The sequence below is a fragment of the Bradyrhizobium stylosanthis genome (assembly GCF_001641335.1).
Classification (GTDB): domain Bacteria; phylum Pseudomonadota; class Alphaproteobacteria; order Rhizobiales; family Xanthobacteraceae; genus Bradyrhizobium; species Bradyrhizobium stylosanthis.
Genome location: NZ_LVEM01000003.1, coordinates 573,810 through 593,515 on the forward strand (window position 1 = coordinate 573,810; position 19,706 = coordinate 593,515).

Here is a 19,706-nt window from a genome sequence, read left to right on the forward strand (position 1 = left end):
GGCGCGCGAGGTCAAGGCTTGACAGGCCTCAAAACCGGGCCCGGTCTTGCGCTCATGCACAGGACGAATTGTCGCTGCGCCCAAGCGCAATGCGGCAATGGTGCGGCGATCTCGCGACATCACGCAGAGGCTGCGTATCTCCCCCTCGCAACCGTCATCAGACCGGACTAACCTTCTCGCGCTCGGCCGGATCAACCGGCCAGCCAAACATGACCGGGAGGACGCGATGACACTCAAGGAGGCTCGTGACCACGAGCCGCATGAGCACGATGCTGCGCTTTCACGACGTACGCTTGTCCGAGGACTGGCGCTCGGCGCCGCCGCCACCGTCGCCGGCCCCGCACTGGCCCAGACCGGGCCTGCCGCGCCGCCGACCACGATCACCACGCCGCCGCGCGATTTCAGCCCGCAGGGCGCACCGACCACCTATTTCTGGGACCCCGACATCATCGCGGTCGATCCGTCCTTCAACGACCTCGCCCAGCCCAACACCGCGATCAAGCGCCTCTATACCGGCCTGTTGTGGGCCGAGGGTCCGGCCTGGAGCGCGCAAGGCCGTTATCTCCTGTGGAGCGACATTCCCAACAACCGGCAAATGCGCTGGACCGAGGACGACGGCCGCGTCAGCGTATTCCGCACGCCCTCCAACAACTCCAACGGCAACTCGTTCGACTTCCAGGGCCGCCAGCTCTCCTGCGAACATCTGACCCGGCGCGTCACGCGCTATGAACACGACGGCACCGCCACCGTGCTGGCCGACAAGTACCAGGACAAGCGGCTGAACTCGCCGAACGACATCGCGGCACATCCCGACGGCAGCTACTGGTTCACCGATCCGCCCTATGGCGGCCAGCTCTACGAAGGCGAGCCCGACGTCGCGGGCGGCGCGAGCAATGCGGGCGGCAAGCTCAATCCGCGGATCGGACAGCCGGCCGGCTTCGTGCCGGGCAAGCGCGAGCTGCCGACCAACTGCTATCGGATCGATCCCTCCGGCCGCATCGACCTCGTCGTCACCGAGGACCAGGTGCCGGATCCGAACGGGCTGTGCTTCTCGCCCGACTACAAGAAGCTCTACATCGCCTCGACCGGCAAGGGACCGGGCGACACCGGGCCCGGCGGCAAGGGCGAGATCTTCGTGTTCGACGTCGGCACGGACAACAAGCTCTCGAACTTGAAGAAGTTCAGCGATTGCGTGATCGACGGCGTGAAGTGCGGGCCCGATGGGCTGCGCTGCGACGTCAACGGCAATGTCTGGGCCTCCAGCAATGCCGGCCGCGCCGTCGGCTATAGCGGCGTCACGGTGTGGTCACCGGAGGGCAAACTGCTCGGCCGCATCCGCCTGCCGGAAGTCTGCGGCAACATCACCTTCGGCGGCCCCAAGCGCAACCGCCTGTTCATGGCTGCGAGCCAGTCGCTCTACGCGGTGTACACGGCCACGCAAGGCGCAGGGCCGGGCTGAAGTGCGGCAGGTCTTGTCACGACACGGCGCCGGCGGGCCTCGCCGGCGCCGAACTGTTTTGGCTCGCGCGCCGACCGGGGGCAACGGAGGTGACTTCCGGACCGGGCGCGTGATAATTGAGCCATGGCAGAGAAAATTCGCGTCGTTGTCCTCTATGGCGGCAGGTCGGGTGAGCATGAGGTCTCGCTGAAATCGGCAGCCTCGGTGTTCAGGCATCTCGACCGCACCCGCTTCGAGGTGATCCCGGTCTCCATCGACAAGGCCGGCCGCTGGCAGTGGAACGACCTCGGCGCTCTCGACCTGGCGCAGACGGCGTCCTTGCCGATCCTGCCCGACGCGCCCGAAACACGGCTCGCCCGAGACGTCGATGGACGCGTCTGGCTCGTGCCGATTTCCGCCGGCACGATGCAGCCGCTCGAAATCGACGTCGTCTTTCCGGTCATCCACGGCCCGCTCTGCGAGGACGGCACCATGCAGGGCCTGCTTGAACTCGCCGAAATCGCCTATGTCGGATCGGGCGTTCTCGCCTCCGCCGTCAGCATGGACAAGGACGTCGCCAAGCGGCTCGCGGAATTCGCCGGCGTTCCGATCGCGCCCTATCGCGTGCTCACGCGCAAGGCGTTCGCGCAGGATCGCGCCACCTCGCTTGCGAAAGCGGCCGAGGGGCTGAGCCTGCCGGTCTTCGTCAAGCCGTGCAACATGGGCTCCAGCGTCGGCATTCACAAGGTGAAGACGTGGGATGCGCTCGGAGCTGCGCTCGACGATGCGTTTCGCTATGACGTCAAGGTGCTGGTCGAGCAGGGCATCGACGCGCGCGAGATCGAGGTCGCGGTGCTCGAGGGCGAGACGCTGTTCGCGAGCCTTGCCAGCGAGCTCAATCCCAATGCGCATCACGAGTTCTATTCGTACGAGGCAAAGTATCTCGATCCCGACGGCGCACGGGTCGATCTTCCGGCGAGGCTCGATGCCGCGCAGATGGAGCGTGTGCGGTCGCTGGCAACGCAGGTCTTTGCGGCGCTCGAATGCAGCGGCTTTGCCCGCGTCGACTTCTTCCTCGACCGGCAGACCGGCGCGTTCTGCTTCAACGAGATCAACACCCTGCCCGGCTTCACCTCCATCAGCATGTATCCCAAGATGATGGAGGCCTCGGGCGTGCCCTATGGCGAGCTGCTCACCCGCCTGATCGAGCTGGCGCTGGAACGGCACCGGCAGCGGCAATCGCTGGAACGGGGCTACGACAGCTAGGTTGTTTCCGCGCGGGAGCATGGCGCCCCGGGACGTGACACAGGCCGGGAACACATCATGCGCGTTATAGTCTGCGGCGGCGGCGTGATCGGAGCCTGCACCGCCTATTTCCTCCGCCGCCGCGGCATCGACGTGACGGTCGTGGAACGCACCGAGGTCGCAGCCGCCGCGTCCGGCAAGGCCGGCGGTTTCCTGGCCCAGGACTGGTGTGTCGGCTCGCCGCTCGATGCCTTGGCCCGGCGCAGCTTTGCGCTTCATGCGCAACTGCCCGGCGAGATCGCGGGCGACTGGGCCCACCGGCCGATGAGTGCCTATAGCGGCTTCGTTGCGCCCGACGGCGATGCGCGCCGGGACACGCCGTCCGCGCTCGGCTGGCTCAACGACGGCGTCGTGATCACGCAGCGCATCGGCACGGCGAAGACGACTGCGATCGTGCATCCCCGCAAGTTCACGGCGGCCGTGATGGACGCCGCCCTCGCACTCGGCGCCGAGCTTCGTTCCGGCCGCGTCACCGGCATCGCGCGCGATGGCGATCGTGCTGGGGGTGTCGAGGTCGAAGGCAGCGTCATCGCGGCCGATGCCGTCGTGATCGCGATGGGTCCATGGTCGCTGCTGGCGGCGCAATGGATGAGCCTGCCCGCCGTCTACGGCCAGCGCAGCCCGAGCATCGTCTACGACACCGCCGCGGACGTGCCGGCCGACGCGCTGTTCCTGGAGTATGAAGAAGACGGCAGCCCAATCTCGATCGAAGTCTTTCCACGCGCGGACGGCAGCACGCACATCACGGCCCTCTCCGACATCGCGCCGCTGCCGCTCGATCCCGCCGCCGTGACGCCGGACCTCGATGCGATCGCGCGGCTGCAGACCATGTCCGAACGGCTGTCGCCGCTCTTCCGCCCCGAGAGGATCATCGCGCAGCAGGCCTGCTTCCGGCCGGTGACGCAGGACGGCTTGCCGTTGATCGGCAAGGTGCCGCGCAGCGAAGGCCTCTTTGTTGCGACCGGACACAATGTCTGGGGCATCCTCAATGCACCCGCCACCGGCGAAGCGCTGGCCGAGTTGATCGCCGAAGGCGCAACGCGCGAAGTTGATCTCGCGCCGTTCAATCCTGCGCGGCTCAGTCCGCTCGATCCATCCCTGCTGAAAGCACGCTGAACCGCTCGACGGCATCGCGGATCGTCAACCGCCGATTGCCCGAGGCCGTTGATACTCACGCATGCCTATCGGCGGAATCTGCATGCCTGCGTGCGCGATGCGTGTCTCGCATCTTGTCTGCCTGCGATTTACGCATGCTCTAGACTTTAGTCCCCTCTCACAATCCTGAACGCAGTTTCACTTGCCGAGAAGGCCTCGGCCGGTATAGTCCGCGACACAATGGCTCACAAGAGGCCTGTTCAAAGGGAGAGAACAACATGAAAAAGCGACTCTCTGTTGCGTTGCGAATAGCACTCGGTACGGCCGCCGCCGGTGTGCTGATGACGGCATCAGGCGCGGCACTTGCAGCCGATCCGCTTCGGATCGGCGTGATCGCGGAAGCGCAGGCGATTGCCGGTGCATCCATTCCACAGGCGGCGCAGCTCGCCGCCGACGAGATCAACGCCAAAGGCGGCGTCGACGGTCGCAAGATCGAGATCATCTCCTACGACAATCATTCCTCTTCGGCGGATTCGGTGCGCGCATTCCAGCGCGCGGTGAACGAGGACAAGGTCAACGCCGTCGTCGCCAGCTACATCAGCGAGGTCGTGCTGGCGCTGGAGCCGTGGGCCTCGCGGCTGAAGACGCCGTTCGTCACACCCGGCGCTGCCTCCAACGAGATCAGCAAGAGCGTCCATGCCGACTACGAGAAGAACAAGTACACCTTCCACGGCTATCTGACCTCGGCTGCGCTCGCGCTCTCGGTCTGCGACGCCGCGAAGGATCTGCTCGTCGACAGGATGCACATGAAGTCGGCAGTCATCATGAGCGAGGACGCCGCCTGGACCAAGCCGCTCGACATCGGCTACGAGGAATGCCTGCCCAAGATCGGGCTGAAGGTGCTCGACCACATCCGCTTCTCGCCCGATACCACCGACTTCACGCCGATCTTCAACAAGATCGAGGGCTCCAAGCCCGACGTCATCATCACCGGCATCTCCCATGTCGGCGTGCAGCCGACGGTGCAGTGGAAGAACCAGCAGGTGCCGATTCCGATGTTCGGCATCTCGTCGCAGGCGACCAACGAGACCTTCGGCAAGGACACCAACCAGGCCGCCGAAGGCGTGCTCTACCAGGGCGTCTCCGGACCGGGCGTCGCCGTGACGCCGAAGTCGGTGCCGTTCGCCGAAGCCTTCAAGAAGAAGTTCGGCAACTACCCGTCCTATGCCGGCTACACCGCCTATGACGAGGTCTACTACATCGCCGATGCGGTGAAGCGTGCGGGCTCGACCGAGGCCGACAAGCTCGTCACGGCACTGGAGGCGACCGACTGGGAAGGCACGATTGGCCGCGTCCAGTTCTACGGCAAGGACGATCAGTTCACCCACTCGATCAAATACGGCAAGGGCCTGATCACGGGCCTGATGCTGCAATGGCAGGACGGCAAGCAGAGCGCGGTCTGGCCCAAGGACGTCGCCAAGGTGGACGTCAAGTTCCCGAGCTTCATCAAGCTCAGCAACTAGCGAGGACATGCTCCCGGGACGACCTCCCGGGAGCTTCCACATGCGTCCTGGCGCAGCACCTTCCCTCAAAGCGGCAGCCCGGCTGCCATCCGGCCAATCATAGATGCGAGCTTTCCAGATATTGATCGATGGCTTTGCCATCAGCGCCCTCTACGCCCTCGGTGCCACCGGCTTCACATTGATCTTCGGTGTCTCGGGCGTGCTCAACCTCTCCCACGGAGCCATCATGGTGGCCGCAGCCGTCGCGGCCTGGGCCGCCGCCAGCGTGCTCAATGTCGGCACTTATGCTGGCGCGCTGATCGGTGTCGGCGTCGCGCTCCTCACCGCCTTTGCCACCTATTTCGCGGTGGTGAAGCCCATTCAGGACTCCCGGCGCATTCCGAACGAGGAGAAGGAGATCTTCGTCCTCACGGGAACGCTGCTCTGGGGCATCATGATCCAGGAGCTGATCGCCTATTTCTTCACCAACAACGCCAAGACCGTGCTGCCGATCGTCGAGGGCGTGGTCGAGATCCTCGGCGTGCGCACGCCGAAGAACGAGATCTTCACCGCCATCGTATGCTGCCTCGTCATTGCGCTGCTGTGGCTGCTGGTGAACCGCACCCGCACCGGCAAGGCGGTGCTGGCGGCCTCGATGAATCCGCGCGGCGTGACGCTGCTCGGCCTCGAGCTCACCAACATCTACATCGTGGTCTGGGCGATCTACGGCATCCTCGCCGGCATCGCCGGCGTGCTGCTCGGCATGTTCTTGGGCGTCAGCTCCTACAGCGTCGGCCCGCTGACCGCGAGCGCGTTCTCGATCGTGGTGCTCGGCGGCCTCGGCAGCGTCTCCGGCTCGCTGATCGCCGCCTTCGTGGTCGGCTATCTCGAAACGCTCACCGCCTACCTGGTCTCGCCGGCCTACCGCACCATTCCGGCGCTGCTGCTGCTCGTCTTCGTCATGTACATCCGGCCCCAGGGCCTTCTGGGGAGGCGCTGAGATGTCCACCTTCTTCTCATCGCGATTGTTCTTCATCTCGCTGGTGCTGGTCGTGCTGGCGGCGACGCTGCCCTTCTACGTCTCCGGCTATGTGCTCGGCCTGCTCACCGTCGCGTTCTATTTCGGCGTGTTCGCGATGGCCTGGGACCTCCTGTTCGGCTTCGCCGGCGAGGTGAATTTCGGCCCGACCTTCCTGATCGGCGTCGGCGCCTACACCGCCGGCATCCTCAATGCGCAGTTCGGCTGGTCGGTGTATCTCTGCATCGTGCTCGGCGCGAGCGCCTCCGTCGTCGCCGGCCTCGTGCTGGCGCTGCCGGCGCTCAGGGTGCGTGGTCCCTATTTCGGCCTGACCACGCTGGTCGCGGTCCTGATGCTGCAGAACTTCATCGTCGTGTTCGCCGATCTCACCGGCGGCGAGATCGGCCTCACCATCCCCGACGTCATCAGCATCAATGCCGGCACCAATTACTGGATCGCGCTCGGCTTCATGACGATCTCGGCGGCGATCCTCTACGGCCTGTCACAATCACCGATCGGCCTCGTGCTGCAGGCGAGCGGCCAGGACCCGGTGCAGGCCGGCGCGCTCGGCTTCAACATCGTCAAGCACAAGCTCGCCGCCTTCATCGTCTCGGCATTCTTCTCGGGGCTCTCGGGCGCACTCCTCGTGTTCTACTTCGGCACCGCCTCGGTCGGCACCGTCGTCGACGTCGCGGTCGGCGTCAACGTGATCGTCTCGGCCGTGCTCGGCGGCCGGCGCACCGTGCTCGGCGCGGCGCTGGGTGCGATCTTCCTGATCGTCGCCGGCGAATTCCTGCGGCCCACCGGCGAGCTCGCGACCTTCATCGTCTCGGCGGTCGCGCTCCTCGTCGTGCTGTTCTTCCCCGGCGGCTTCCTCGGGGCGGCCCTCTCGCGCGAGGCTCGTTCGTGATGGATATGAGGCTTTCAAACCGGGCCGTGCTCGAAGTCCGCGGCCTGACCAAGCGCTTCGGCGGACTGACCGCGGTGAAGAACCTCGGCTTCGAGGTCAACAGCGGCGAGATCTTCGGCCTGATCGGACCGAACGGCTCGGGCAAGTCGACCGCGATGAAGAGCGTGATGGGAATCGAGCGCCCGACTGCGGGCGACGTGATCTTCGAGGGTGAGAACGTCGCCGGCCTGCCCGCGCACAAGATCGCGCGCAAGGGATTCGGCATGGTGTTCCAGCACTCCCGGCCGCTGAACCGGCAAACGGTGCTGGAGAACATCCTGGTCGCGCTGCTGCCGGACAGCCTGTTCATGCTGTTTCCGGACAAGGCCCTGGTCGAGCGCGCCAAGTGGATCGCCGAGCGCGTCGGGCTCGGCAACGTGATGAACCGCCGGCCGCCGACGCTGCCCTTTGCCGATCTGCGCCGGCTCGAGCTCGCCAAGGCGATCGCCCGCGATCCCAAGGTCGTGCTGGTGGACGAGCCGTTTGCCGGGCTGACGCGGGCCGAGGTCGACGTCTTCTCCGACCTGATCCGCAGCTTCCGCGACGAGGGCCGCGCGGTGATGCTGGTCGACCACAACGTCAAGAGCGTCGCTGCGCTCGTCGACCGCGTGCTGGCGATGTACCTCGGCGAGGAGATCGTCACCGGCAAGGCCGAGGACGTCATGAAGAACGAAACCGTGCGCCGGGTCTATCTCGGCGGCGCCATCGAAACCCATGCGCGGCCCGAGACCAGCTTCAAGGACAAGGTGCCGCTGCTCCAGGTCGAGAATGTCAGCGTGTTCTACGGCAAGGCCCAGGCGCTGGAGAACGTCTCGATCCACGTCCACGAGGGCGAGTTCGTCTCCGTGGTCGGCCTCAACGGCGCCGGCAAGACCACGCTGTTCAACACCATCTCCGGCTTCCTGCCCTATAGCGGCGAGATCGTGCGCGGCGGCGAGAAGCTGCGCGGCACGAGTCCTGCGAAGATCGCGCGCGGCGGCCTCGTGCAATGCCCGGAATCGCGGGAGCTGTTCGGCGAGATGAGCGTGCGGGAAAACCTCGATCTCGGCGGCCAGCATCTGTCCGACGACAAACGCGCCGCGCAGCTCGCCTGGCTGTTCGAGCTGTTCCCGATCCTGAAGGAGCGCCAGGGCCAGATGGCGCAGACGCTCTCGGGCGGCGAGCAGCAGATGCTCGCGATCGGCCGCGCGCTGATGATGCAGCCGCAGATCCTGATCCTGGACGAGCCGACGCTGGGCCTTGCTCCTGTCATCCTCGAGCAATTGTCCAAGGCGCTGACCAGGCTGCGGCAGACCACGGCGATCACGGTGCTGCTCGGCGAGCAGAACGTCACCTTCGCCCTGCCCCACGCTGACCGCGTCTACGTGCTCGAGCATGCGCGGATCGTCTGGGAGGGCGACCCCGCCCGCTTCGCGAGCGAAGCCGGCGCCGATTTTCTGTAAGCCCGTCGACATCAACAAAAAGCATAGAAAGGGAAACGACCATGCGAACTTCAGTTCTCAGCGGCAGCTTCATCGCCTCGGCGCTGGCGTTCTGCCTTGCCGCGCCGGCCTACGCGCAGTCGAACGATCCGATCAAGATCGGCGTCATTGCCGAGGTGCAGTCGATCGCGGGTGCCGCGACCCCGGGCGGCGCGCAGATCGCCGCCGACGAGATCAACGCCAAGGGCGGCATTCTCGGCCGCAAGGTCGAGATCGTCACCTATGACAACAAGAGCTCCTCGGCCGACTCGGTGCGTGCCTTCCAGCGCGCGGTGAGTGAGGACAAGGTCTCCGCCGTGATCGCGAGCTACATCTCCGAAGTCGTGCTGGCGCTGGAGCCCTGGGCGGCGCGACTGAAGATGCCGCTGATCACGCCGGGCGCGGCCTCGAACGAGATCACCAAGGCGATCCACAACGACTATGAGAAGAACAAGTACACCTTCCACGGCTATTTGACCTCGGCCGCCCAGGCCCAGCTCGTCTGCGACGCCGCCAAGGAGTTGCTGGTCGACAAGCTCAAGTTCAAGACGGTCGCGATCATGAGCGAAGACGCCGCCTGGACCAAGCCGCTCGACGTCGGCTATGAGGCCTGCCTGCCCAAGGCCGGGCTCAAGGTGGTCGAGCACGTGCGCTTCTCCCCTGACACCACCGACTTCACGCCGATCTTCAACAACATCGAAGCTAAGAAGCCCGACGTGATTGTCACAGGCATCTCGCATGTCGGCGTGCAGCCGACGGTGCAGTGGAAGAACCAGCAGGTGCCGATCCCGATGTTCGGCATCAGCGCGCAGGCGCTGAGCCCGACCTTCTGGAAGGACACCAATGGCGCAGCCGACGGCATCCCGTCGCTCGCGGTGGCAACGCCCGACGTCTCCGTGACCTCCAAGACGAAGCCGTTCGCGGCCGCCTTCAAGGCCAAGTTCGGCACGCCGCCGGCCTATACCGGCTACACCGCCTATGACGAGGTCTACATCATCACCGACGCGATCAAGCGCGCCGGCTCGACCGACCCCGACAAGATGGTCGCTGAACTCGAGAAGACCGACTACGAGGGCACGATCGGCCAGATCCAGTTCTACGGCAAGAACGACGAGTTCACCCACGGCATCAAGTCCGGCCCGGGCACGGTGACGGGCCTCGTCTTCCAGTGGCAGGATCAGAAGCAGGTCGTGGTCTGGCCGGAGAAGATCGCCGAAGGCAAGATGAAGTTTCCGAACTTCGTGAAGCTGTCGCAGTAACCGGCTCGTAGCCGGACAGCGTCATCGTCCTTGCAATGCCCGCCGCTGCCACAGCGGCGGGCCTTTCTGTTTTGTGCAGAACGGCACTGGAGCGCTGGCCTGACAGGACCCATCCTGCGATCTTGCCGTTAATCCCCAGATCGGGGTGGAGGCGCCGGATGGACGATCGACCAAAGCAAACTGACGGCCTGATGCAGGACGACGGCTTCGTCCGGGTCCGGGGCGCGCGCGAGCACAATCTCAAGAACGTCGACGTCAGGATTCCGCGGAATGCCCTCGTCGTGTTCACCGGCGTGTCGGGCTCCGGCAAATCCTCTCTCGCCTTCGGGACGATCTATGCCGAGGCCCAGCGGCGCTATCTGGAATCGGTGTCGCCCTATGCCCGGCGCCTCTTCCACCAGATGCAGATCCCAGAAGTGGACGACATCGAAGGCCTGCCGCCCGCCGTCGCGCTCCAGCAGCAGCGCGGCGCGCCGACGACACGGTCGTCCGTCGGCAGCGTGACGACCATCTCCAACCTGCTTCGGATGCTCTATTCCCGCGCCGGCGACTATCCGCGGGGACAAGCGATACTCTATGCGGAGGCGTTCTCGCCGAACACGCCGGAGGGCGCCTGCCCGACCTGCCACGGCATCGGCAGGATGCTCGACGTCACCGAGAAATCCATGGTGCCGGACGACACCAAGACGATCCGCGAGCGCGCCGTGGCGGCCTGGCCGAGCGCCTGGCAGGGCCAGAACCTCAGGGACATCCTGACCACGCTCGGCTACGACGTCGACAAGCCCTGGCGCGAGTTGCCCAAGAAGGACCGCGACTGGATCCTGTTCACCGAGGAGCAGCCGACCGCACCGGTCTATGCCGGCTACGATGCTGCCGAGGTCAGGCGCGCCCTGCGCCGCAAGGAGGAGCCGAGCTACCAGGGCACGTTCACCGGCGCAAAGCGCTACGTGATGCAGACCTACGCCAAGTCCGAGAGCGCGATGATGAAGCGCCGCGTCGCGCAATTCATGGTCACTCGGGACTGCCCGACCTGTCACGGCACGCGGCTGAAGCCCGAGGCGCTGAAGGTCAAGTTCGCGGGGCTCAACATCGCCGAGATGTCGCATCTGCCGCTCAAGCAGCTGCACGAACTGATCAAGCCGTTTGCAAAGCCCTCCCCGGACAAGTCGGAGAAGACCGTCGTCGCCCGGCGCATCTGCGAGGATCTGTCGTCGCGCCTCGCCGTCCTGCTCGACCTCGGCCTCGGCTATCTCGCCTGCGAGCGCAGCACGCCGACGCTGTCACCGGGCGAGCTGCAGCGCCTGCGGCTGGCGACGCAGGTCCGTTCCAACCTGTTCGGCGTGGTCTACGTGCTCGACGAGCCGTCCGCCGGCCTGCATCCCGCTGATACCGAGGCGCTGCTGCGGGCGTTGGACCGGCTGAAGCACGCCGGCAATTCGATCTTCGTGGTCGAGCACGAGATCGAGGTCATCAGGCATGCCGACTGGCTGGTGGATGTCGGGCCCGATGCCGGCGACGGCGGCGGACGCATCCTCTATAGCGGGCCGCCGGCAGGGCTCGGCGAGATCGGGCAATCGCGAACCGCGACCTATCTCGCTCATCCACGCCGGAAGCTGCCGACGACGCGTCGCGAGCCGAAGGGGCATCTGAAGATCAGAGGCGTGGTCCGCAACAATCTGCGCGGCCTCGACGTCGATATTCCCTTGGGCGTGATCGCCAGCGTCACCGGCGTATCGGGCTCCGGCAAATCGAGCCTCATCAGCCAGTTCCTCGTCGAGGCCGTGGCCGAACATCTCGGCCACGCGCTTGCCGCCGAGTCCGAGGACGACAGCCTGGCGCCCACCGTCGCGACATTGGGCGGCAGGATCGTCGCCGGCCTCGACCAGATCGATCGCCTCGTCGTCGTCGATCAGAAGCCGATCGGCCGCACGCCGCGATCCAACCTTGCAACCTATACCGGCCTGTTCGACCACGTGCGGAAACTGTTCGCGGCGACGCCGCAGGCCAAGGCTCGCCGCTACGACGCCGGGCGCTTCTCGTTCAATGTCGCGAAGGGCCGCTGCGCGACCTGCGAGGGCGAAGGGTTCGTCTGTGTCGAGCTGCTGTTCCTGCCCAGCGTCTATGCGCCCTGCCCGACCTGCAAGGGCGCGCGCTACAACGACAAGACGCTCGAGGTGAAGATACGCGACAAATCCATCGCGGACGTGCTGGCGATGCGCGTCGACGAGGCCTTCGACTTCTTCGAGGGCGATGCCGCGCTGAACCGGTCGCTGTCGGTCGTCCGCGAGGTCGGCCTCGGCTACATCCGCCTCGGCCAGTCCGCCACCGAATTGTCCGGCGGCGAAGCGCAGCGCATCAAGCTGGCGACCGAGCTGATGCGTCCGCAACGCGGGCACACGCTCTACGTCCTGGACGAGCCGACCACCGGTCTTCACCCGCGCGATGTCGAGCGCCTGATCGCCCAGCTCGACCGGATCGTGGACGCCGGCAACAGCGTGGTCGTGGTCGAGCATGACATGGACGTCGTCTCCCACAGCGACTGGATCATCGATCTCGGTCCCGGTGCCGGCGACGAAGGTGGCCAAATCGTTGCATCGGGAACGCCGCATCAGGTCGCCCGGAGCGGCGCAAAGGCCGGCGGGAAGACGGCGCATTATCTCGCCCGCCGCCTGGAGCAATAGCGTCCGGTCTGATCGCCGATCATTTCGCATTTGCGTCCCGTGATGGGGAGGTCCGCCCCCGACTTTCGCCTTGTTGACTTTCCGCCACCCCGCTCGCCATAATTCGCAAAAAAATAACAAGACCAATCAAACAGACGGGTTTTGAGGGAGGATAGGATGCCGACTTCTCGCAGGCAGCTGCTGAAGGGCTCGGCGGCTGCCGCCGCTGCACTCAGCCTCGATTGGACACGGGCCCAGGCGCAAGCCGAGAGTTTACGCATCGGGCTGATCTACGACCTCACCGGCCCGTTCGCGGCCGGCGGCTCAGTCGCTTCCTCGGTCGGCGCGCAGATCGCCATCGATCTCGTCAACGAGAAGGGCGGCATCGGCGGCAAGACCAAGATCGTGCCCGTCGCCGCGGATTCCCAGAGCAAGGCCGATGTCGCGATCAACGAGGCCGAACGCCTGATCAACCAGGAAAAGATCGACATCATCAACGGCGTCTATTCCAGCGCGCACGCTGTGCCGATGGCCGCGAAGGTCGAGCAGCAGAAGAAGATCCTCTGGATCACGACTGCGGTCTCGACCGCCGTGTTCAAGGACAAGAACCTGCAATACGTGTTTCGCGCGCAGATCCATTCGGATCAATACGGCCAGGCGTTCGCCGGCTTCCTCGCCGAGCACGCGAAAGCCAAGCTCGGCATGGAGCCCAAGGAGGTCAAGGTCGCGCTGATCCACGAAGACGGTCCCTACGGCGTCGGCGTCGCCGCCGCGGACGAGGCCTATGCCAAGGAGGCCGGCATCCAGGTGGTGATGCGCGAGGGGTATTCGGCGTCTGCGCCCGATCTCTCGGTGCTCGTCACCAAGCTCAAGCGTGCCAAGGTCGATGTGATCTCGYATGCCGGCTATAACCCCGACATCACCCTGTTCCTGCGTCAGGCGCGCGAGAGCGGGCTGCGCTTCAAGATGCTGTTCGGGGCAGGCGCCGGCTACAGCCAGCTCGACAAGCTGCGCGCCACGTTCGGTGCCGACATCGACAATTTCTGCAACATCGATCCGGTGCCGGCGCAATTGCTCGATCCGGCAAAGCTCGCGCCGGGCATCGGCGATCTGACCAAGGCCATGGTCACGCGCTACAAGGCCGCGACCGGCGCCACCGAAGTGCCGCCGCACTGCTCGATGGGCTTCAACCAGACCTGGCTGCTGCTCAACAACGTGCTGCCGGTGGCCAAGGAGAAGTACGGCAGCTTCGAGCCCGAGGCGGTCCGCAAGGCCGCGCTCGACGTCGACATTCCCGCGGGCGGCACCGTTCAGGGTTATGGCGTCAAATTCTTTCCGCCGGGCACGCCGATGTCAGGGCAGAACGAACGCTCGACTCCGGTCGTGATGCAGAACGCCGGCGAACGCATCTCGGTGGTGTGGCCGACCAACATCCGCACGCAGGACCCGGTGTTTCCACTGCCGAAGGGCTCGACCTACGGCGCGTAGCGCAATGACTGCACGCCTCACCCTATAGTGGTGATTGGCTCGCGGGAACGGAGAAGCCAATGAGAGGTTCACGCGACGCGCGAACCTCTCATGTATTTTTCCCCCGCGTCCGGTGCTCTCTTACCCCATCGCGATTTCGTTTCACGCTGATTTCACGCCATAATTCGATTCTTGTCCGATGATCGCACTTACAGGATGCAGCTCGCATTGCGGAGCCATCCGGCAGACATCGGAAATTTTCAGAACGTGAATTCCAGCGATGGGGGTGCCAATGCCCGCCATATTCGAATTGCTCTACAAGGAATTTTGCCGCGCCCGCCTTGCCGAGATGCGCAAGCAGCTTTTGCTGACGGGCAAGCATGCCGAACTCTTCGCGGCGGACAATGACCCCACCGATTCCGGCGATGCCGACGGAACGGATGAACCGCACGACCCCGCACTGAAGCGCGTCAAGAAATAGACGCTTCACCCGTCGTCAGCAGCATTTCACGAAGGGGGCATTGTTTCAGGAGGCAATAATGAGCACACCTGAATTCTATACCGTATCGGTTGCCTGCCTTTCGTGCATGACCATCGTCATCATGATGGCTATCGGGACCTGGTAGGCGACAAGTTCGCCCAGCATCAAGCGCGTGGTGGCATTTTACAACACCACGCGCCGCCCCTCCTCCGCAGCCCAGTAGCCGGCATAGTTCACCTTGATCGTCTCGTAGGCCAGCGCGAGGTCCGACAGCGGCTGGCGGCCGGTCGCGGCGCACTCCATGAAGTCCTGGATCTCTTGGAGATAGCCGCGCGTCCACTCCTCCTCCAGGCAGACATATTGCCAGCCGGTCTTGCGATCGACCTTCTCGGTGATGTAGACGCTGGCGAGCTTCTCCTCGCTGGTCTGGTAGCTCATCAGATGCGTGTTCGGCGTGATGTTGGCGAACAGCGAGCCGCCGGACGTGTAGGTCTCGATCAGATTGCGCACGCCGCCCATGATCATGTCGCCGGAGAAGACGGTTGCCTTGGTGCCGTCGGAGAACGTCGCCGTCAGCGTGCCCCAGTCCTCGACGTCGACGGGATTGGCCTTGATGTAGCCGCGCTCTTCGGGCTTGAGCACGGCGGTGACGTTGCCGACATCACCCGTGACGCTGGCGACGCGGATGCTCTCGCCGCGCGCCTTGGCCTCGACCTGCTTCAGATAGAGCACGGCCGAGAGCGGATGGCAGCCCATGCGGATCAGCGAGCCGCCGCCGGTCATCGCCCATTGTGCCGCATGCGCGGCGTGTGAGCCCGAATGGCTTTCCTCGCCCTTCATGAACAGGATCTTGTCTTTGGTCGCCCTGATGATCTCCGCGGTCTTGGTCACCGCCGGCGCGTAGATCCAGTCCTCGGCATACATGAACAGTTTCCCGGTCCGCTCGATCGCAGCCCGCGTCCTGTCCATCTCTTCGATGACGCGCTCGTACATCAGCGCCTTCGGCACGTGCTTGCCGATCGGCAGCTTGTCCCCGTCCCGGCCGAAATAGCCGGCGAACGGCTTCTCGCAGATCACGTGCTTGCCGGCCTGCATGCTGGCGACGATCATCTCCGCATGGAGGTTGGGCGGCGTGCAGATGTCGATGACGTCGAGCTCGCGGTCGGCGATGATTTCCGCGAAGCTGCGATAGACCCTCGGAATATTGTGATGCCGGGCGAATTCGACGACCTTGTCGCCGCGCGCGGCGACCGCCGCGACCTCGACGTCCACGCCGTAGACGCGCCGGAATGCATACATGTGCAGCTCCGACACGAAGCCGCAGCCGACGAGTCCCACCCTGATCCTGGCCATAGTGCCCCCTGCTTTGGGCGGCACTATAGCGCGCTCGGAGGCCTAATCCACCGACACCCGCACCACGCCCGCGCTCATCATGCCTAGCGCGCGGGCCGCGGGCACCGAGAGATCGACGATGCGGCCGCGGATGAACGGACCGCGATCATTGACGCGGCATTGGATCGTGCGACCGCTGTAGGACACTTTCAGGACGGTGCCGAACGGGCGCGTGCGATGCGCGCAGGTCAGCTCACCGCCTTTGCCGGCCCGTCCATATCCGTAATAGGAGGCAAGCCCGCTTTCGGCTTGTGCAACGGAGATGAAGGCGAGAGATGAAGTGGTCAAACAAAGCACGACTATCGTTTGCGCTCGCACGGCACCGCTCCCGGTTGGCCCTGCCCGGCGCTGCAAACGCGGTTTTGTTCCCTCCGGTTCCGGGAACCCTGCCGGGAAGCACCCGGCAGGGCCATCACACTTTGTTACGACTTGTGGAACACCAGCGTCCGGACCTCGATGCTTTCGCGCGGCGCCGCATCGGCAGGCGTGGTCGGATCGATGAACGCGGTATGCGGCCCGAAGCGGGTGCGGCCGTCGGTTGCGGAATCGTAGCACTTCAGCAGCAGCGCCTCGTCGGGCGTCATCTCCGGGAAATAGAACCAGCGATGGTTCGGATTGTATTTCACCGAATAGGTCTCGCCGCGGCGGTTCGGATAGATCAGGTCGGAGGCGACGAGATCATCGGGCGCCACAGTCGTGCCGTCGGCCATGGCCAGCGGTGAATCGCGCAAAGGCCCACGGATCGGCCGCCACAGATTGATCACCTGCACGCGCCCCTTCAGCAGCTCCTCGGCTTCGTCAGGCAGGTGCTCGCGAACGCGGTTGGCGCCGGAAACATCTGTCTGGTCGACATGGACGCGCGTCGCCGGCTGGCGCGGACCACCGTCGCGGAGATCCGGTGCGCCCTCGACACGCCTGCGGACGGTGTGGTCGAAGATGACGACCCGGTCGGCCTTCAGCGTTGCACGCAGGAACGCTTCGACGGCGGGATAGTAGACGGCGCGGATCTCTTCCTCGTTGTAGAAGTCCTTCACCCGGGTCGGATGGCGCACCAGCGCAAAGCCCTCGCGGTCGAGCGAGAAATTGTCAGCAATCAGCCGCGCATCGAACACCGGCACCTGATGCGGCTCCGGCAGCGACGTGCTCTTGGGCTCGCCCGGCGGCGGATCGAAGGCATAGGTGCGCGGCTTGCCCGTAACAGGCGCGAGATAGTTGAGTTCGGCAGTGACGAAGGGAAGCGATTCGATTCTTGTTTCTTGCAGGCCCATGGCCGGTCTCCCGATGTGGTCGTCGAATTGATTTTTGACGGGATGTGGCGGCGCGCAAGGGAGGGAGTGCAAATAGCAATGGAGCTATCGCAACCCGTGCGCGGCGTAGAACGAATGCTTCGGGGAGAGCACCGGGATTGGAAAGCGCTCTCTCCGCTTCACGCTTGCTTGAGAGCCTTGTGAAGTCTCGTGCCCCGGACGCAGCGCATCACCATAAGCGCGTTTACGCGCGTCTTCGACGCGCTATGGGGGTGCGCTGCAGAGCCGGGGCTCGTTTAGCCGAGAGCCATATCTTTGCATGGGTCCCGGCTCTGCGCAGCAGCGCTGCGCGCTGCAGCGCGTCCGGGACACGAGAGTGTGCGTAGAGGCTCTACAGCCCCGCCTTCGCGATCGTATCCGCAAACGAGCGGTCGACGATCTCGGCCGCATCGAGTTTCTGCTTGATCAGCCCCCAGCGGAAATAGAGATCGATCGTGCCCTGCTCGTCCGCGACCACGCCGTCGTCGATCGGCGCGATGCGGATCTTTGCGCGCGACAGCCAGTTTTGCGGCACCGCCGTCGGGATGTTCATCAACCTGCCCCAGGTCGCGGCGTAGCTCTCGATATTGTTCAGCGACCACGCCCGCGCCGCGGTGAGGCGCCGCACGAAATCCGTCAACTCGGCGCGCTTATCGCGGATCGCATCGGGCCGCGCCACCTGGAAGCTCAGGCCCGGCGTCAGCCCTTCCGAGGTGATGATCCGCCGCGACCTGAACAGCACCTCTTCCTGGCTGACATAGGGCTCCCAGGTCGACCACGCATCGACCGACCCTTGCGTGTAGGCGATCTTGGCATCCGACGGCGCGAGGAACGCGATCTGCACGTCGGACGCCGCCCAGCCGTTCTTCTCCAGCGCAGCGAGAATGAGCTGATGGCCGATCGAGCCGCGGCCGGTCGCGATTTTCTTGCCGCGCAGATCTGCAAAGCTCTTGATCGGCGAATTCTCGGGCACGAGGATCGCGAGCCCCTCGCGCGTCTGGCGGATGGCGGCGATCGCCTTCACCGGCGCACCGGACGCAGCGGCGAAGGTGAAGGGCGCGTCCCCCACGAGCCCGGTCTCGATCGCGCCGGCGCTGAGCGCCTCCAGCAGCGGCGCTGCTGCCGGAAACTCCTTCCACTCGATCTTGTACGGCAGATCCTTGAGCACGCCGGCGGCTTCCATCACGGCCTGCGAATTGCCCTTCTGGTCACCGACGCGCAGCGTGGTTTGCGCCGACGCCTGCCCGAACGAGGCAAACAGCAGCGCGCCGGCCAGCACGAGACGGATCATTCCGCCGCCTCGCCGCGAACGGCCTGGCGCCTGGCGATCAAGTCGCGAGTCAGCGGGATCAGCTCGCGACCATAGTCGATGGCATCGGGCAGCGGATCGAAGCCGCGGATCAGGAAGTGGCTGACGCCGAGATCGTAGTAGTCGCCGAACACTTCGGCGACCTGCTCGGGCGTGCCGACCAGCGCCGTGCTGTTGCTGTTGGCGCCGGTGAGCTTTGCGACCTCGGTCCACAGCCGCTTGTCGATGCGCGCGCCCTGGTCGGCGAGCGCCAGCAGGCGCTTGGCACCGTCGGTCGCGTGATTGGGCCGGCGGTAGCCGGTCTGGTCCTGCAGCGCGGTGGCGCATTCGAGGATCTCGTCGGCCTTCTTCCACGCCTTTTCCTCGGTGTCGGCGAGGATCGGCCGCACCGACAGGCTGAAGCGCGGGCTTGGCCGGCCATGCTTCGCCGCCGCCGCACGCACCCGCGCGGTGACGTCGCGCACCTGGGCGTAGGATTCGCCCCACAGCGCAAAGGTGTCGGCATGCTTGCCCGAGACCTCGATCGCGGCATCGGAGCCGCCGCCGACGAAGGTGTAGATGCCGCCCGTCTGCTGCGGCTTCACCTGCGAAAAGCCGTTCTCGACGGTGTAGTACTTGCCGCTGTAGTTGAACGGCTTCTCGCTGGTCCATTCCAGCCGTACGACGTCGAGGAACTCGCTGGTGCGGGCGTAGCGCTCGTCCTTGTCGTCGAGCGTGTTGCCGTCCTGGCGCAGCTCGATGGCGTTGCCGCCGGTGATGACGTGCAGCGAGACGCGGCCGCCATAGAGCTGGTCGAGCGTGGCGAGCTGGCGCGCGAGAACCGTGGGCGCCGTGAAGCCCGGGCGCTGCGCGATCATCACCTTGAGCTTGTTGGTGATGGTCAGCACGTGCTGGGCGACCTGCAGCGCATCGGGCGTCGTCGAATGGAAGGCCAGCAGCGCGCGGTCGAAACCGGCGAGCTCATGCGCTTTGGCGACCGCCTCGATATAGGCGGGATCGAGCACCGGCCCCTGGCGCACGATGGTCTCGGAAGCATTGCTGTTGGCGATAAAGCCGATGAACTCGACCGACATCTGGAACTCCTT

General features: G+C 65.2%; 16 protein-coding genes. 11 read left to right on the plus strand and 5 right to left on the minus strand.

The genetic code is table 11. The features are described from left to right. Positions 1–226: 226 nt before the first annotated feature. The 11 genes from A7X65_RS22470 to A7X65_RS22520 all read left to right on the plus strand — a co-directional run bounded on the left by A7X65_RS22470 (position 227) and on the right by A7X65_RS22520 (position 14,634). The gene (locus tag A7X65_RS22470; RefSeq protein WP_063688872.1) at positions 227–1,459 is read left to right on the plus strand and encodes an SMP-30/gluconolactonase/LRE family protein; all 1,233 of its coding nucleotides are present in this window, start codon (positions 227–229) and stop codon (positions 1,457–1,459) included. A 123-nt stretch (positions 1,460–1,582) separates the two neighbouring features. Continuing rightward, entirely contained in the window at positions 1,583–2,704 is a 1,122-nt protein-coding gene (locus A7X65_RS22475; protein ID WP_063688875.1) for a D-alanine--D-alanine ligase family protein, read from the plus strand. 57 nt (positions 2,705–2,761) lie between these two features. Beyond that, positions 2,762–3,859, plus strand: a complete 1,098-nt coding sequence (locus A7X65_RS22480) for an NAD(P)/FAD-dependent oxidoreductase (protein ID WP_063688879.1) — start codon at positions 2,762–2,764, stop codon at positions 3,857–3,859. A gap of 257 nt (positions 3,860–4,116) precedes the next feature. After that, a complete protein-coding gene (locus A7X65_RS22485) occupies positions 4,117–5,361 on the plus strand; it encodes an ABC transporter substrate-binding protein (protein ID WP_063688882.1) in 1,245 nt (414 codons plus the stop codon). Between the two features lie 103 nt (positions 5,362–5,464). Then, a complete protein-coding gene (locus tag A7X65_RS22490) occupies positions 5,465–6,340 on the plus strand; it encodes a branched-chain amino acid ABC transporter permease (RefSeq protein WP_063688885.1) in 876 nt (291 codons plus the stop codon). Between the two features lies 1 nt (position 6,341). After that, the gene (locus tag A7X65_RS22495; RefSeq protein WP_063688888.1) at positions 6,342–7,268 is read left to right on the plus strand and encodes a branched-chain amino acid ABC transporter permease; all 927 of its coding nucleotides are present in this window, start codon (positions 6,342–6,344) and stop codon (positions 7,266–7,268) included. After that, the gene (locus tag A7X65_RS22500) at positions 7,268–8,749 is read left to right on the plus strand and encodes an ATP-binding cassette domain-containing protein (RefSeq protein WP_063688891.1); all 1,482 of its coding nucleotides are present in this window, start codon (positions 7,268–7,270) and stop codon (positions 8,747–8,749) included. The genes A7X65_RS22495 and A7X65_RS22500 overlap by 1 nt, the downstream gene beginning before the upstream one ends. Positions 8,750–8,790: 41 nt before the next feature. Then, positions 8,791–10,026, plus strand: coding sequence for an ABC transporter substrate-binding protein (locus A7X65_RS22505; protein WP_063688894.1), 1,236 nt, complete (start codon positions 8,791–8,793; stop codon positions 10,024–10,026). A 158-nt stretch (positions 10,027–10,184) separates the two neighbouring features. Beyond that, positions 10,185–12,707 carry an excinuclease ABC subunit UvrA gene (gene uvrA / locus A7X65_RS22510; RefSeq protein ID WP_063688897.1) on the plus strand — a complete coding sequence of 841 codons (2,523 nt, stop codon included), beginning with the start codon at positions 10,185–10,187 and terminating at the stop codon, positions 12,705–12,707. Positions 12,708–12,863: 156 nt separating this feature from the next. Further along, positions 12,864–14,174 (plus strand): ABC transporter substrate-binding protein, encoded by a 1,311-nt coding sequence (locus tag A7X65_RS22515; RefSeq protein ID WP_063688900.1) that lies wholly within the window; start codon positions 12,864–12,866, stop codon positions 14,172–14,174. A gap of 271 nt (positions 14,175–14,445) precedes the next feature. Next, positions 14,446–14,634 carry a hypothetical protein gene (locus tag A7X65_RS22520; RefSeq protein ID WP_167358272.1) on the plus strand — a complete coding sequence of 63 codons (189 nt, stop codon included), beginning with the start codon at positions 14,446–14,448 and terminating at the stop codon, positions 14,632–14,634. Between the two features lie 183 nt (positions 14,635–14,817). Here A7X65_RS22520 and A7X65_RS22525 read toward each other — a convergent pair whose 3' ends face one another. The 5 genes from A7X65_RS22525 to A7X65_RS22545 form a co-directional block, all read right to left on the minus strand. Then, complete coding sequence (locus tag A7X65_RS22525; protein WP_063688906.1) at positions 14,818–15,987, minus strand: Gfo/Idh/MocA family protein; 1,170 nt, start codon at positions 15,985–15,987, stop codon at positions 14,818–14,820. A 42-nt stretch (positions 15,988–16,029) separates the two neighbouring features. Then, positions 16,030–16,344 (minus strand): septal ring lytic transglycosylase RlpA family protein, encoded by a 315-nt coding sequence (locus A7X65_RS22530; protein WP_063688909.1) that lies wholly within the window; start codon positions 16,342–16,344, stop codon positions 16,030–16,032. Between the two features lie 104 nt (positions 16,345–16,448). Next, entirely contained in the window at positions 16,449–17,294 is an 846-nt protein-coding gene (locus A7X65_RS22535) for a CmcJ/NvfI family oxidoreductase (RefSeq protein WP_063688912.1), read from the minus strand. Positions 17,295–17,664: 370 nt separating this feature from the next. Beyond that, the gene (locus tag A7X65_RS22540; RefSeq protein ID WP_063688915.1) at positions 17,665–18,603 is read right to left on the minus strand and encodes an ABC transporter substrate-binding protein; all 939 of its coding nucleotides are present in this window, start codon (positions 18,601–18,603) and stop codon (positions 17,665–17,667) included. Further along, positions 18,600–19,694, minus strand: coding sequence for an LLM class flavin-dependent oxidoreductase (locus tag A7X65_RS22545; RefSeq protein WP_063688918.1), 1,095 nt, complete (start codon positions 19,692–19,694; stop codon positions 18,600–18,602). Before A7X65_RS22545 ends, A7X65_RS22540 begins: the two co-directional genes overlap by 4 nt. Positions 19,695–19,706: the final 12 nt, after the last annotated feature.

Excerpts from the sequence above, each read along its gene's own strand:
- A7X65_RS22470 (WP_063688872.1), top strand. The coding sequence starts at position 227 with ATGACACTCAAGGAGGCTCGTGACCACGAGCCGCATGAGCACGATGCT.
- A7X65_RS22475 (WP_063688875.1), top strand. The coding sequence starts at position 1,583 with ATGGCAGAGAAAATTCGCGTCGTTGTCCTCTATGGCGGCAGGTCGGGT.
- A7X65_RS22480 (WP_063688879.1), top strand. The coding sequence starts at position 2,762 with ATGCGCGTTATAGTCTGCGGCGGCGGCGTGATCGGAGCCTGCACCGCC.
- A7X65_RS22485 (WP_063688882.1), top strand. The coding sequence starts at position 4,117 with ATGAAAAAGCGACTCTCTGTTGCGTTGCGAATAGCACTCGGTACGGCC.
- A7X65_RS22490 (WP_063688885.1), top strand. The coding sequence starts at position 5,465 with ATGCGAGCTTTCCAGATATTGATCGATGGCTTTGCCATCAGCGCCCTC.
- A7X65_RS22495 (WP_063688888.1), top strand. The coding sequence starts at position 6,342 with ATGTCCACCTTCTTCTCATCGCGATTGTTCTTCATCTCGCTGGTGCTG.
- A7X65_RS22500 (WP_063688891.1), top strand. The coding sequence starts at position 7,268 with ATGGATATGAGGCTTTCAAACCGGGCCGTGCTCGAAGTCCGCGGCCTG.
- A7X65_RS22505 (WP_063688894.1), top strand. The coding sequence starts at position 8,791 with ATGCGAACTTCAGTTCTCAGCGGCAGCTTCATCGCCTCGGCGCTGGCG.
- uvrA (WP_063688897.1), top strand. The coding sequence starts at position 10,185 with ATGGACGATCGACCAAAGCAAACTGACGGCCTGATGCAGGACGACGGC.
- A7X65_RS22520 (WP_167358272.1), top strand. The coding sequence starts at position 14,446 with ATGCCCGCCATATTCGAATTGCTCTACAAGGAATTTTGCCGCGCCCGC.
- A7X65_RS22525 (WP_063688906.1), bottom strand. The coding sequence starts at position 15,987 with ATGGCCAGGATCAGGGTGGGACTCGTCGGCTGCGGCTTCGTGTCGGAG.
- A7X65_RS22535 (WP_063688912.1), bottom strand. The coding sequence starts at position 17,294 with ATGGGCCTGCAAGAAACAAGAATCGAATCGCTTCCCTTCGTCACTGCC.
- A7X65_RS22540 (WP_063688915.1), bottom strand. The coding sequence starts at position 18,603 with ATGATCCGTCTCGTGCTGGCCGGCGCGCTGCTGTTTGCCTCGTTCGGG.
- A7X65_RS22545 (WP_063688918.1), bottom strand. The coding sequence starts at position 19,694 with ATGTCGGTCGAGTTCATCGGCTTTATCGCCAACAGCAATGCTTCCGAG.